Genomic DNA, 12,835 nt, shown 5'->3' with positions numbered 1-12,835 from the left:
CGCGCTGACGGCCGTGGGCCGGCGCGCTGAATCTCGTTTTGAGAAATGAAAGAAAAGCAGCCGGATCGGAGCTTGTCCAATCCGGCCCGGAGCGCGATTGATGTCCATCAGTTGGAACGAAAGTACCAGTGATGATGGCTCTTAGGTGGCACTTTCAGGAAAAGTTCCGTCGGCGTGCATCGGGGATGGTGCGCAGGGTGCGCAAGGTGACGTGGAGCCAGGTCAGGTCATGGCGGCGCTGGTGCCGACGGTGCCTGGCGGGCGGCTTGACCCGGCCGATGTGCAGCGCGAAGTCTTGCCTGAGGGTGTCCTCGGTGCCGATGCCCTTGAGTTTCTTCATCAGCTTGCCGTCCCGGTAAAACAGCACCGTCGGCGTCCCGGTGACGTTCGGGTGCCGGGGCGCTTCGCGGGTGTTGAGCATGTAGATGTCCGCGCGCAGTCGATAGGGCTCGGCGACATGCCGGAAGATCGGCCCGGCCATTTCGCAGGCGGGGCAGTGTTCGTTGGTGAAATAGAGGATCACCGGACGCCAGGTCTTCAGGGCTTTGCGGTAGGTGGGGGGCAGCATTGCAAGAGGTAGGATCGCCTTCATCAGAGACTCCTCCAGACGACCGTTAAAGGTTTCCTGACGTTAAGGCAGGGAAGGAGGCGGGTCTACTGTCAGAAATTACAGGTGGGCTCGGAAAACGCGCACTTTTCCCACACAAATGCAGGAGCGCCCTGACATTCGATGCCGAAACGCACACCGACTGACCGTGATACTGTTTTTTGCATCAGATTTGAGCGTGTGAAAGGGATTCCCGATGGACAGCATCATTTTTCCGCAAGCGGTTTCAGAGACAAAAGGGTTGAGGTCAGATGTGTCCTGGAGTGCTATTTTTGGCGCTTCAAAGAGCACCCTAGGGAGTCCCTTCATGACACACATCGTGCTTTCACAAGTCGTAGCGAGCATCTCCGAGCTGAAAAAGAACCCGATGGGCACTGTCGCCGCAGGCGGCGGTGAACCCGTTGCGATCCTCAACCGCAATGAGCCGGCGTTCTACTGCGTGCCAGCCAAAGCGTACGAAGCAATGATTGAGCGCCTTGAGGATCTGGAACTGATTGAACTGTGCAAGGAGCGGGAAAACGATCCGACCATAAAGGTCTCGATCGATGACCTATGAGCTGGAGTTCTCGGAGAAGGCTTGGAAAGAGTGGAACAGACTGGGAGGCAATCTGAAGGAGCAGTTTGCACGCAAGCTTCGAGAACGGCTCAGTAATCCGCCTGTTCCGGCGGATCGGCTGAGAGGCCTTGGACTGGCCTACAAGATCAAGCTTAGAAGCGCCGGCTATCGTTTGGTTTATCGCGTCATCGATGAAGTGCTGGTCGTTACCGTCATCGCGGTGGGGAAACGTGACGGAGCAGATGTGTACAACGCAGCAGCGCAGCGCTGACTTCCCAGTCTTTTTCAGCGCCTGACGAATTTCTTCCTGATCCCCCTGTTATTGCCTCGCACAATCCCGCTCCATCTGCACTCATTGAGTACCTGTTACCCGTCCCCTGTGGCCATTGGTAGCGCTCCACGCCATCGGGGTGAATTGCGCCACTTTCCCTCGTTCGACGTATCTCATTGATTCCCTGAAATTTTCAATCCGGTACAGATTCCCCCCGAATCCTGTGGCACACTTTCTGCTGTCTATTCCGTTGTTACATACCTAGTTCCGGTATAGCGGAATAAACTTCCTCAGGAGTCCTTGCCATGCATCGCCGTCCTTCGTTGTTCAAAGCGTGTGTTTTCGTTCTCGCGGCTTCGTCCGCCGTTGCGGGCATGGCCCAGGCGGCCGACAGCAAGCTCGACAGTGTCCTGGCCCGGGGCAAGCTGATCGTGGGCACCGGCAGCACCAACGCGCCATGGCACTTCCAAGGGGCGGACGGCAAGTTGCAGGGTTTCGATATCGACATCGCCCGAATGGTGGCCAAAGGGCTGTTCAACGACCCGAGCAAGGTCGAGTTCGTGGTGCAGTCGTCCGATGCGCGGATTCCTAACCTGTTGACCGACAAGGTCGACATGAGCTGCCAGTTCATCACCGTCACCGCCAGCCGCGCGCAGCAGGTGGCGTTCACCCTGCCGTACTACCGCGAAGGCGTGGGCCTGCTGCTGCCGGCCAACAGCAAGTACAAGGAGATCGAGGACCTGCAGGCCGCCGGCGACGGCGTGACCGTGGCCGTGCTGCAGAACGTGTACGCCGAGGAACTGGTGCACCAGGCGCTGCCCAAGGCCAAGGTCGATCAGTACGACAGCGTCGACCTGATGTACCAGGCGGTGAACTCCGGCCGCGCCGATGCCGCCGCCACCGACCAGTCTTCGGTCAAGTACCTGATGGTGCAGAACCCCGGCCGCTACCGCAGCCCGACCTATGCCTGGAGCCCGCAGACCTACGCCTGCGCGGTCAAGCGCGGCGACCAGGACTGGCTGAACTTCGTCAACACCACCCTGCATGAAGCCATGACCGGCGTGGAGTTCCCGACGTACGCGGCCTCGTTCAAGCAGTGGTTCGGCGTCGACCTGCCGACCCCGGCCATCGGTTTCCCCGTCGAATTCAAATGATCCCGTGAGAGCGGGGCGATGCGCGTCGCCCCGCTCAAGGTACTGCCAACCATGAACTATCAGTTGAACTTTGCCGCCGTGTGGCGCGATTTCGACACCTTGCTGGCGGGGCTCGGCCTGGGCCTGGAGCTGGCGTTGGTGTCGATCGCCATCGGCTGCGTGATCGGCCTGCTGATGGCCTTCGCCTTGCTGTCCAAGCATCGCGCCCTGCGGGTGCTGGCTTCGGTGTACGTGACGGTGATCCGCAACACGCCGATCCTGGTGTTGATCCTGTTGATCTATTTCGCGTTGCCGAGCCTGGGGATCCGACTGGACAAGATCCCGTCCTTCATCATCACGCTGTCGCTGTACGCCGGGGCCTACCTGACCGAGGTGTTCCGCGGCGGGCTGCTGAGCATCCCGAAAGGGCAGCGCGAGGCCGGTCTGGCCATCGGCCTGGGCGAGTGGCAGGTGAAGGCCTACGTCACCGTGCCGGTGATGCTGCGCAATGTGCTGCCGGCGCTGTCGAACAACTTCATTTCGCTGTTCAAGGACACCTCGCTGGCCGCCGCCATCGCGGTGCCGGAACTGACCTATTACGCACGCAAGATCAACGTCGAGAGCTACCGGGTGATCGAAACCTGGCTGGTGACCACGGCGTTGTACGTTGCGGCCTGTTACCTCATCGCCATGCTGCTGCGTTACCTGGAGCAGCGTCTGGCGATCCGCCGATAGGAGGCTGCGATGTACGAATCCCAAGGTTGGTTGCATGAGTTGTGGGTGGCGCGCGAGCCGCTCTGGCAGGGCTTTGTCACCAGCGTGCAGGTGTCGGCGCTGGCGATCCTGCTCGGGACGCTGGTCGGCGTGGTCGCCGGTCTGATCCTGACCTACGGCCGCTTCTGGATGCGCGCTCCATTCCGTTTCTACGTCGACCTGATCCGCGGCACCCCGGTGTTCGTGCTGGTGCTGGCGTGCTTCTACATGGCGCCGGCGCTGGGCTGGCAGATCAGCGCGTTTCAGGCCGGTGCCCTGGGCCTGACGCTGTTCTGCGGCTCCCATGTCGCCGAAATCGTGCGCGGTGCGCTGCAGGCGTTGCCCCGCGGGCAGATGGAGGCGAGCAAGGCCATCGGCCTGACGTTCTACCAGGCGCTCGGCTATGTGCTGTTGCCCCAGGCGCTGCGCCAGATCCTGCCGACGTGGGTCAACTCGTCCACTGAGATCGTCAAGGCCTCGACCCTGCTGTCGGTGATCGGCGTGGCGGAGCTGCTGCTCAGCACCCAGCAGATCATCGCCCGCACGTTCATGACCCTGGAGTTCTACCTGTTCGCCGGATTTCTGTTCTTCGTCATCAACTACGGCATCGAATTGTTCGGCCGGTTCATTGAAAAGCGGGTGGCCTTGCCATGACTCAAGCTCAAGTTTCTTCACAGCCCCAGACCCAGACCCAACCTCTGCTGGACATCCGTGGCCTGCACAAGCAGTACGGCGCGGTGGAGGTGCTCAAGGGCGTCGACCTGAGCATGCAGCGCGGCAACGTGGTCACGCTGATCGGCTCCAGCGGCTCGGGCAAGACCACGCTGCTGCGCTGCGTGAACATGCTCGAAGAGTTCCAGGGCGGGCGGATCCTGCTCGACGGCGAGTCCATCGGCTACGACGAAGTCAACGGCAAGCGCGTGCGTCATGCGGAGAAGGTCATCGCCCGCCATCGTGCGATGACCGGCATGGCGTTCCAGCAGTTCAACCTGTTCCCGCACCTGACCGCGTTGCAGAACGTCACCCTCGGCTTGCTGAAGGTGAAGAAGATGCACAAGGACGAAGCCGTGGCGCTGGCCGAGAAATGGCTGGAGCGGGTCGGCCTGCTGCAGCGCCGCGACCACTTTCCCGGCCAGCTGTCCGGCGGCCAGCAGCAGCGCGTGGCGATCGCCCGGGCCATTGCGATGAACCCGAGCCTGATGCTGTTCGACGAAGTCACCTCGGCCCTCGACCCCGAACTGGTGGGCGAAGTGCTCAACGTGATCAAGGGCCTGGCCGAAGACGGCATGACCATGTTGCTGGTGACCCACGAAATGCGCTTTGCGTTCGAGGTGTCGGACAAGATCGTTTTCATGAATCAGGGACGCATCGAAGAGCAGGGGCCGCCCAAGGAACTGTTCGAGCGTCCGCAGTCGCCGCGCTTGGCGGAATTCCTCAAGAGCACGCGGTTCTGACCTTTCACTTTTCAATCAGGAGACACACCCATGAGCATCACCCGATACGGCACCGGCAGCACCGCGGCCGGCGGCCAGCCCCGTCCTTTCGCCCGCGCCGTTGAGGCCGACGGCTGGCTGCACGTGTCCGGCCAGGTGCCGGCGGTGGACGGCGAGATCATCGTCGGCGGCATCGTCGAGCAGACCCACCAGACCATGAAGAACCTGATCGCGATCCTCGAAGAAGCCGGTTACGGCCTGGAGGACGTGGTGCGTGCCGGCGTGTGGCTGGACGATCCGCGGGACTTCACCAGTTTCAACAAGGTGTTCGGCGAGTACTTCAAGCCCGAGCACGCCCCGGCGCGAGCGTGCGTGCAGGCGAGCATGATGGTCGACTGCAAGGTCGAGATCGATTGCATCGCCTACAAGAAGAAGGCCTGAAGCGGGGTGGCTCTATCGCCAGTGGCATGCGTTCTCCTGTGGGAGCCAGCCTGCTGGCGATGGCGGCCTACCGGTCAGCCTGGCACTCTCGGTACACTCCCGGCACTGTGAATGGGAACCTGAAGACATGACCGAAGACACCATCAAACGCCGGGCCCGGGGTCTGGACCGGGCGTTCGACATTCTCGATTTCCTCAAGGAGATCGGCCAGCCGCTGCGCCCCAACGATATCGCCAACGGCATCGGCAGCCCGAAATCCACGGTCTACGAACTGGTGGCGTCGCTGCTGGAGCGGCGGATCCTGGAGCCGGTGGGCAAGGACGGTCACGTCTATCTGGGCCGTCAGCTGTACTTTCTCGGCCAGGCGCACCTGCGGCATTTCGACCTCAGCCGCGAGGCCGACCACGCCTTGCAGGAAATCGTCAGCCAGACCCGGGAAACCGCGCAGATGTGCCTGCTCAACGGGCGCAAGTACACGGTGGCGCTGATGAAGGAGGGCGAGCGGCACTTTCGCATTTCCTCCGATATCGGCGAAAACGCGCCGATCCCGTGGACCGCGTCCGGGCGCCTGCTGCTGGCGCACCTGAGCGACCAGCAAATCATTGATCTGATCGACCCCGACGACTTCATCCTGCCGGACGGCAAACGCCTGCCGCTGGAGACGTTCCTGGGGGAAATTCGTCAGGCCGGCATCGACGGGTTCTTTTCCTTCGACAGTGTCGCCGACACGTTCACCCACTGCTTCGCCGCGCCGGTCAAAGACCCCGCTGGCGTGGCCATCTGCACCTTGTGCATCGTCGCCCCGCGCGCCGACGCCAAGAACAACTACAACGACTATCGCCGGGTCTTGATCGAGAGCGCCAACAGCCTCGCCCGGCGCATCAACGACTGACCGCGCCCGCCGGCGGGCGCGACTGTGAGGAGTTCGACCATGACGACCGTGAACACTACCGCTGCCGTGGAGAAGGGCGATGCCGCCGTCGGCGCCCACCTGGTGCGCGATGTCAGCCTGCCGGCGCTGGTGCTGCACCGCGCGGCGCTGGAGCACAACATCCGCTGGATGCAGACGTTCGTCAGCGACAGCGGCGCGGAACTGGCGCCCCACGGCAAGACCAGCATGACGCCTGCGCTGTTCCGCCGTCAGCTCGACGCCGGCGCCTGGGGCATCACCCTGGCCAGCGCCACCCAGACCCGCGCCGCCTACGCCCACGGCGTGCGCCGGGTGCTGATGGCCAACCAATTGGTCGGCACGCCGAACATGGCGCTGATCGCCGATCTGCTGGCCGATCCTGGCTTTGACTTCTACTGCATGGTCGATCACCCGGACAACGTCGCCGATCTTGGCGCGTACTTCGCCTCCCGGGGCGTTCGGCTGAACGTGATGATCGAGTACGGCGTGGTCGGCGGCCGGTGCGGTTGCCGCAGCGAGCAGGAGGTCATCGCGCTGGCCGAAGCCATCGCCGCGCAACCGGCCCTGGCCCTGACCGGCATCGAGGGTTATGAGGGCGTGATCCACGGCGACCACGCCGTCAGCGGTATCCGCGAATTCGCCGCGTCGCTGGTGCGCCTGGCGGTGCAGTTGCAGGACAGCGGCGCGTTCGCCGTCGCCAAGCCGATCATCACGGCGTCGGGGTCGGCGTGGTACGACCTGATCGCCGAGTCCTTCGAGGCGCAGAACGCCGCCGGGCGCTTCCTCAGCGTGTTGCGTCCGGGCAGCTACGTGGCCCACGACCACGGCATCTACAAGGAAGCGCAGTGCTGCGTGCTCGACCGGCGCAGCGACCTGCACGAAGGGCTGCGCCCGGCCCTGGAGGTCTGGGCCCATGTGCAGTCGTTGCCGGAGCCGGGGTTCGCGGTGGTCGCCCTGGGCAAGCGCGACGTGGCCTTCGACGCCGGCCTGCCGGTGCCGCTGCTGCGCTACAAGGCCGGGGTGCTGCCGGCGGTGGGGGATGACGTCGGCGCGTGCAAAGTGACGGCGGTGATGGACCAGCATGCGTTCATGACCGTGGCGCCGGGGGTGGAACTGCGGGTCGGCGACATCATTTCGTTCGGCACCTCGCACCCGTGCCTGACCTTCGACAAATGGCGGGTGGGGTTGCTGGTGGATGAGCGGCTGACGGTGATCGAGACGATGGGCACCTGCTTCTGAGACCTCAGCCGGCACCGCGCCCGGTGGCGTTTGCACCGACGCCATCGCCGGCAGGCCGGCTTCCACAGGGACATGTGTTCGACACAGTTCCAATGTGGGAGCCAGCCTGCTGGCGATGGCGGCCGACAGAACACCCTTGAACTGCCAGGACTCCATTCAGATGACCACTCTCAGCCCCCTGGGCCCCCACCTCCCGCGCATCGCCCTGATCGGCGAATGCATGATCGAACTTCAGCAGCGCGCCGACGGCAGCCTGCAGCAAAGCTTCGGCGGCGACACCCTCAACACCGCCGTCTACCTGTCGCGGGCCATGGGCGACCGGGCCCGGGTCGATTACGTCACGGCCCTGGGCGACGACAGCTTCAGCGACGAGATGTGCCGCCGCTGGGCCGACGAAGGCATCGGCCTGGACTGGGTGCAGCGCTTGCCCGATCGGCTGCCGGGCCTGTACTGCATCCAGACCGACGCCGCCGGCGAGCGGCGCTTCCTGTACTGGCGCAACGAAGCGGCCGTGCGCGACTGCTTCACCCTGCCGAACGGCGCCGCGACGCTGGCGGCCTTGCCGGACTACGACGTGCTGTATTTCAGCGGCATCACCCTGGCGGTGCTGGGCGCGCAAGGGCGGGAGCGGCTGATCGAGGTGTTGGCCGAAGCCCGCCAGCGCGACACCCGCGTCGTCTTCGACAACAACTACCGGCCCCGTCTGTGGGCTTCGCGGGAGGCAGCGCAGGCGGCCTACCGCAGCGTGTTGCCCTATGTGGACCTGGCGTTGCTGACGGTGGAGGATGAAGAGGCGCTGTTCGGGTTCGCCGATTGCGACGCGGTGTTCGAGGCCTACACGCAGATCGGCACGCCGGAAGTGGTGCTCAAGCGCGGCGCCGAGGCGTGCCTGATCCGCTGCGACGGGGAAGCGTTCGAAGTGCCGGCGCAGAAAGTCGAGAAGGTGATCGACACCACGGCGGCGGGGGACTCGTTCAGCGCGGCTTACCTGGCCAGCCGCCTGTCAGGCGCCAGCCCGGCGGACGCCGCCGAGGCAGGGCACCGGCTGGCGAGCCAGGTGATCCAGGTGCCGGGTGCGCTGATCCCGAGGTGAAACCGGCCGTCCGCAAACCCAGCGAACACCTGAGAACCCTGTGGGAGCTGGCTTGCCAGCGATGAGGCCGGCACATCCAGATTCGGTGTCGCCTGACCGGACGCATCGCCAGCAGGCTGGCTCCCACAGGTATTGTGGTTGTCCGCAGGGCCTGGGAACGACTGAGAACCCTGTGGGAGCCAGCCTGCTGGCGATGGCGGCGGCCGGGGCGCCGCGGGGCAGGGTTCAGTCGCGGAAGAACACCTGCACCAGGTGATAGCCGAACTTGCTCTTGATCGGCCCGTGCACGGTGCGCAGCGGCTTCTTGAAGATCACCGCATCGATGGCGCCGACCATCTGCCCCGGCCGCACTTCGCCCAGGTCGCCGCCGCGCTTGCCGGACGGGCAAGTCGAGTATTTCTTGGCCAGCACGTCGAAGGCTTCGCCCTTGGCGATGCGTTGCTTGAGCTGTTCGGCCTCTTCGGCGGTCTTCACCAGAATGTGGCGGGCTTGGGCTTTCATGATGCGGTACCTGATTGCGGGGCGCGGATTATGCCTCAACTCACGGGGTTTGGCTGAGCATCGTGCGGATCTTGGCCGCCAGCGCCTCGATGGAAAACGGCTTGGCCACCATGTCCATGCCGTCTTCCAGGAATCCTTGGCGTTCGGCGGCGTTCTGCGCATAACCGGTCATGAACAGCACCTTGAGCCCCGGCCGGTGCTGGCGGGCGATTTCCGCCAGTTGCCGGCCGTTCATGCCCGGCAGGCCGACGTCGGTCACCAACAGGTCCACCCGCTGGCCGGACTCGAACAGCGGCAGGGCGCTTTTCGCGTCTTCGGCCTCGAAGGCGCGGTAGCCCAGTTCCCTGAGCAGATCGAGCACCAGCATGCGCACCGCCGGATCGTCCTCGACCACCACCACGCTTTCGCCGGTCGCCGCGGCGGGGGGCTGGTTGACCGGTTCGGCCGCCGGCCGCTCGGGCTCCAGCGCATGCAGGCGCGGCAGGTAAAGCCGCACGCAGGTGCCGCGGCCCGGCAGGCTGTCGAGGCTGACGTGCCCGCCGGACTGCTGGGCGAAGCCGTAGATCATCGACAGCCCCAGGCCGGTGCCTTGGCCGATGGGTTTGGTGGTGAAGAACGGGTCGAAGGCCTTGGAGCGCACCGACGGCGTCATGCCGGTGCCGTTGTCGCTGACGGCGAGCATCACGTAGTCGCCGGCCCTGACCGGTTCCAGGGTGGTGATGTCGCTGCCGTCGAGGTAGACGTTGGCGGTCTCGATCAGCAGTTCGCCGCCCTCGGGCATGGCGTCGCGGGCGTTGATCACCAGGTTGAGCACGGCGTTTTCCAGCTGGCTGACGTCGGTGCTGACTAGCCACACGCCGGCTCCCAGGCGCAGGGTGAGTTCGATCGGGTCGCCCTTGGTGCGGCGGATCAGGTCCTCCAGCGAGTGGATCAGCTCGTTGACGTCCAGGGTCTTGCGGTCCAGCGACTGGCGCCGGGAAAACGCCAGCAGCCGGTGGGTGAGGGCGGCGGCGCGGTTGGCCGACGACACGGCGGCCTCGGTGAACCGGCCGATCTCGTCGGTGCGGCCGCTGGCGATGTAGCGCTGCATCAGGTCGAGGCTGCCGATGATGCCGGTGAGCATGTTGTTGAAGTCGTGGGCGATGCCGCCGGTCAACTGGCCGACGGCCTCCATTTTCTGGGCGTGGCGCAGGGCGTCTTCAGCGCGTTCGCGTTCGAACATCTCGTTCTGCAGGCGCTGGTTGGCCTGGGCCAGTTGCTTGGTGCGGGCCGCGACGCGTTCCTCCAGCGTTTCGTTGAGGTCGCGCAGAGCCTCTTCGGTCTTTTTGCGTTCGGTCTCGTCGATCACGAAGATGTAGAAGCCGTTGACCGCGCCGTCCGGCCCGTGGCGCGGCAAGTAGTTCATCAGCGCATGGCGCAGGCTGCCGTCGCGGTGCGGCGAGTACAGGCTGAAGGAACAGGGGCGCCCGGCCAGCGCTTCGGCGATGTAGGGCTTGCGCCGAAAGTAGCCCTCGTCGCCGAGCACGTCGCGGATGGTGCGGCCGTACAGCTCCTGGGGCGTGAGGCCGTACCAGTCCAGGTACGCGGCGTTGTTCAGGCGAAAGCGCTCTTCGCGGTCCACATAGCTGATCAGGATCGGCATCGCGTTGATGATCAGCTGCAGCTCGGTCTGGCTCTGGCGCAGCGCCTGTTCGGTGAGCTTGCGCTCGGTCAGGTCCAGCGCCGCGCCGAGGAAGCGCACGGGCCGGCCGTGGTGATCCTTGTAGCAGCGCCCCCGGGCGAACACCCAGCGCACCTCGCCGTTGGCTTGCTGCAGGCGGTATTCCTCGGCGTATTCGGTGCCGTGGGTGATGCAGTGCTTGATGCTGCGGGCGATCAGCGCGCGGTCTTCGGGGTGCACGCCGTGCAGGTATTCGCTGATCGGCAGGCGGTTGGCCAGCGCCGGATCGACGCCGTGCAACTGGGCGAAATGCGCGTCGGCGATGAAGCGGTCCTCACCGATGTCCCAGTCCCAGGTGCCGACCGCGTCGGTGGCGGCCAGCGCCAGTTGCAGGCGTTCTTCGGTTTCGCGCTGGGCCTTGAGGCTGTCTTCGGAACGCTGCTTGAGCTCCTGGGCCATGCGCCGGCGCTCGTTGGTCTCGATGGCCGTGACCAGAATCCCGGCGACCTGGGCGCTTTCGTCGCGGATCGGGCTGTAGGTCAGGTCCAGCCAGAAGTCGGATTCCCGACCGTCCCGCTGCGGCAAGGTGAAACGCTGCTCGTGGTAGGTGCGCACCTGGCCCTGTAGGACGGCGCTGTAGATCGGGTCAGTGAAGTCGCGAAATTCCGGCCATATGTCGTGCGTCGGCTGTCCGAAAGCGCGCGGGTGATTGCTGCCGGCCAGCAGGGCGAAGCCGTTGTTGTAGATCTGCGTCAGGTGCGGCCCCCACAGCAACAGCATCGGCATCGGCGAGTGGATCACGATGTCCACCGCCGTGCGCAGGCTCTGCGGCCAGGTGCCGGCGGCGCCCAGCGGCGTGCGGCTCCAGTCGGTGCAGGCGATCAGCGCCTGGGCGTCATCGGTGGCGGGTACAGCGTTCATCGGTCGGATCCTGATCGTCGGTCAGCGGGCCGGCGTCGACTATCCTGATGCGGTAGTCGCCTGCCTCTGCGGGTTCATTGAAAACTTTGCGGGTGCTTTTTGCCATGGAAATCGACGCACTGTTGAAACAACTGGCCAGCCGCCACGGTTCGGATCTGTTCCTCTCCACGGGCGCGCCGCCCAGCGCACGGTTCGACGGGGTGCTGACGGCGCTGGACGCCGGGCCGTTCAAGCCCGGCGAGGTGGCCGCCATCGCCGCTTCACTGATGGACGCCGAACAGCGCCGGGAGTTCGACCGCGAGCTGGAAATGAACCTGGCGATTTCCCGCACGGGCATCGGGCGTTTCCGGGTGAACATCTTCAAGCAGCGCAACGATGTATCGGTGGTGATCCGCAACGTCAAGCTCGACATCCCGCGCTTCGAGGACCTGAAGCTGCCGCCGGTGCTGCTCGACTCGGTGATGCTCAAGCAGGGGCTGATCCTGGTCGTCGGCGCCACGGACTCGGGCAAGTCCACGTCGCTGGCGGCGCTGGTCGACCACCGCAACCGCCACAGCAGCGGGCACATCGTCACCATCGAGGATCCGGTGGAGTACATCCACCGGCACAAGCGTTCGATCATCAATCAGCGTGAGGTCGGGGTCGACACCCGCAGTTTCCATGCGGCGCTGAAGAACACCCTGCGCCAGGCCCCGGACGTGGTGCTGATCGGCGAGATCCGCGACCGCGAGACCATGGAGCATGCGCTGGCCTTCGCCGAGACCGGGCATCTGGTGCTGTCGACGCTGCACGCCAACAACGCCAACCAGGCGCTGGAGCGGATCATCAATTTCTTCCCCGAAGAGCGGCGTCCGCAATTGCTGCACGCCTTGGGCAATCACCTCAAGGCGTTCGTGTCCCAGCGCCTGGTGCGCACCCGCGACGGCCAGCGGCGGGCGGCGGTGGAGGTGATGCTGGGCACGCCGACCGTCGGCGACCTGATCCGCCGCGGCGAGTTCGTGGAATTGAAGGCCATCATGGAAAAATCCACGGAACTGGGCATGCAGACCTTCGACGGCGCACTGTTCGACCTGGTGGCCGAAGGCGTGATCGACGAAGAACAGGCGCTGAAGAACGCCGATTCGGTGAACAACCTGCGCCTGCGCCTGAAGCTGCATGCCGACACCTTGCCGCCGCCGGCGGGCGCGGCCGGGGATTGGGGGCTGATGGACTGATCCTCGCTGGGCGCGACTGTCCTGAACCTGCGGTGCCTTGACTGACGCCATCGCCAGCAGGCTGGCTCCCACAGAAGATTTGGGTGGATGCAGAATCTGCGGC

The 12,835-nt window shown here is 64.8% G+C and carries 14 protein-coding genes; 11 read left to right on the top strand and 3 right to left on the bottom strand.

The annotated features are described in order from the left end of the window. Positions 1-154 precede the first annotated feature (154 nt). The gene (locus tag CAG29_RS07600) at positions 155-592 is read right to left on the bottom strand and encodes a co-chaperone YbbN (protein ID WP_085694114.1); all 438 of its coding nucleotides are present in this window, start codon (positions 590-592) and stop codon (positions 155-157) included. 322 nt (positions 593-914) lie between these two features. Here CAG29_RS07600 and CAG29_RS07595 point away from each other — a divergent pair, with 322 nt between their 5' ends. The 10 genes from CAG29_RS07595 to CAG29_RS07550 all read left to right on the top strand — a co-directional run bounded on the left by CAG29_RS07595 (position 915) and on the right by CAG29_RS07550 (position 8,436). Beyond that, positions 915-1,163, top strand: a complete 249-nt coding sequence (locus CAG29_RS07595) for a type II toxin-antitoxin system Phd/YefM family antitoxin (RefSeq protein WP_085582516.1) — start codon at positions 915-917, stop codon at positions 1,161-1,163. Next, positions 1,153-1,434: a type II toxin-antitoxin system RelE/ParE family toxin gene (locus CAG29_RS07590; protein ID WP_085582518.1), complete on the top strand. Its 282-nt coding sequence runs from the start codon at positions 1,153-1,155 to the stop codon at positions 1,432-1,434. Before CAG29_RS07595 ends, CAG29_RS07590 begins: the two co-directional genes overlap by 11 nt. 305 nt (positions 1,435-1,739) lie before the next feature. Next, positions 1,740-2,588 (top strand): transporter substrate-binding domain-containing protein, encoded by an 849-nt coding sequence (locus CAG29_RS07585; RefSeq protein WP_085582520.1) that lies wholly within the window; start codon positions 1,740-1,742, stop codon positions 2,586-2,588. Positions 2,589-2,639: 51 nt separating this feature from the next. Next, a complete protein-coding gene (locus CAG29_RS07580; protein WP_059405928.1) occupies positions 2,640-3,302 on the top strand; it encodes an amino acid ABC transporter permease in 663 nt (220 codons plus the stop codon). 9 nt (positions 3,303-3,311) lie between these two features. After that, complete coding sequence (locus CAG29_RS07575; protein WP_085632731.1) at positions 3,312-3,974, top strand: amino acid ABC transporter permease; 663 nt, start codon at positions 3,312-3,314, stop codon at positions 3,972-3,974. Further along, positions 3,971-4,774, top strand: a complete 804-nt coding sequence (locus CAG29_RS07570) for an amino acid ABC transporter ATP-binding protein (RefSeq protein WP_085632729.1) — start codon at positions 3,971-3,973, stop codon at positions 4,772-4,774. The genes CAG29_RS07575 and CAG29_RS07570 overlap by 4 nt, the downstream gene beginning before the upstream one ends. 30 nt (positions 4,775-4,804) lie before the next feature. After that, positions 4,805-5,194 carry a RidA family protein gene (locus CAG29_RS07565; RefSeq protein ID WP_039768794.1) on the top strand — a complete coding sequence of 130 codons (390 nt, stop codon included), beginning with the start codon at positions 4,805-4,807 and terminating at the stop codon, positions 5,192-5,194. 127 nt (positions 5,195-5,321) lie between these two features. Then, positions 5,322-6,086 (top strand): IclR family transcriptional regulator, encoded by a 765-nt coding sequence (locus CAG29_RS07560; protein WP_085582526.1) that lies wholly within the window; start codon positions 5,322-5,324, stop codon positions 6,084-6,086. Positions 6,087-6,125: 39 nt separating this feature from the next. Continuing rightward, positions 6,126-7,343, top strand: a complete 1,218-nt coding sequence (locus tag CAG29_RS07555) for an amino acid deaminase (RefSeq protein WP_085640009.1) — start codon at positions 6,126-6,128, stop codon at positions 7,341-7,343. A gap of 160 nt (positions 7,344-7,503) precedes the next feature. After that, on the top strand, positions 7,504-8,436 hold the full coding sequence (locus CAG29_RS07550) for a sugar kinase (RefSeq protein ID WP_085694112.1): 933 nt from the start codon (positions 7,504-7,506) through the stop codon (positions 8,434-8,436). Positions 8,437-8,661: 225 nt separating this feature from the next. On the opposite strand, the gene CAG29_RS07545 is transcribed toward CAG29_RS07550, so the two are convergent. Together CAG29_RS07545 and CAG29_RS07540 are read right to left on the bottom strand one after the other, a co-directional pair. Further along, positions 8,662-8,937: a peptidylprolyl isomerase gene (locus tag CAG29_RS07545; protein ID WP_003225447.1), complete on the bottom strand. Its 276-nt coding sequence runs from the start codon at positions 8,935-8,937 to the stop codon at positions 8,662-8,664. A gap of 40 nt (positions 8,938-8,977) precedes the next feature. After that, positions 8,978-11,518, bottom strand: a complete 2,541-nt coding sequence (locus CAG29_RS07540; protein WP_085694111.1) for a PAS domain-containing sensor histidine kinase — start codon at positions 11,516-11,518, stop codon at positions 8,978-8,980. A gap of 104 nt (positions 11,519-11,622) precedes the next feature. Between CAG29_RS07540 and CAG29_RS07535 the strand changes: the two genes are divergently transcribed. Next, positions 11,623-12,732, top strand: a complete 1,110-nt coding sequence (locus CAG29_RS07535; RefSeq protein WP_085694109.1) for a PilT/PilU family type 4a pilus ATPase — start codon at positions 11,623-11,625, stop codon at positions 12,730-12,732. The last annotated feature ends 103 nt before the right edge of the window (positions 12,733-12,835 follow it).

The sequence above is a fragment of the Pseudomonas sp. B7(2017) genome (assembly GCF_002112745.1).
Lineage (GTDB): Bacteria > Pseudomonadota > Gammaproteobacteria > Pseudomonadales > Pseudomonadaceae > Aquipseudomonas > Aquipseudomonas ekonensis.
The sequence above is the reverse complement of the archived record's forward strand: the minus strand, read 5'-3'. Positions and strand labels throughout refer to the sequence as shown.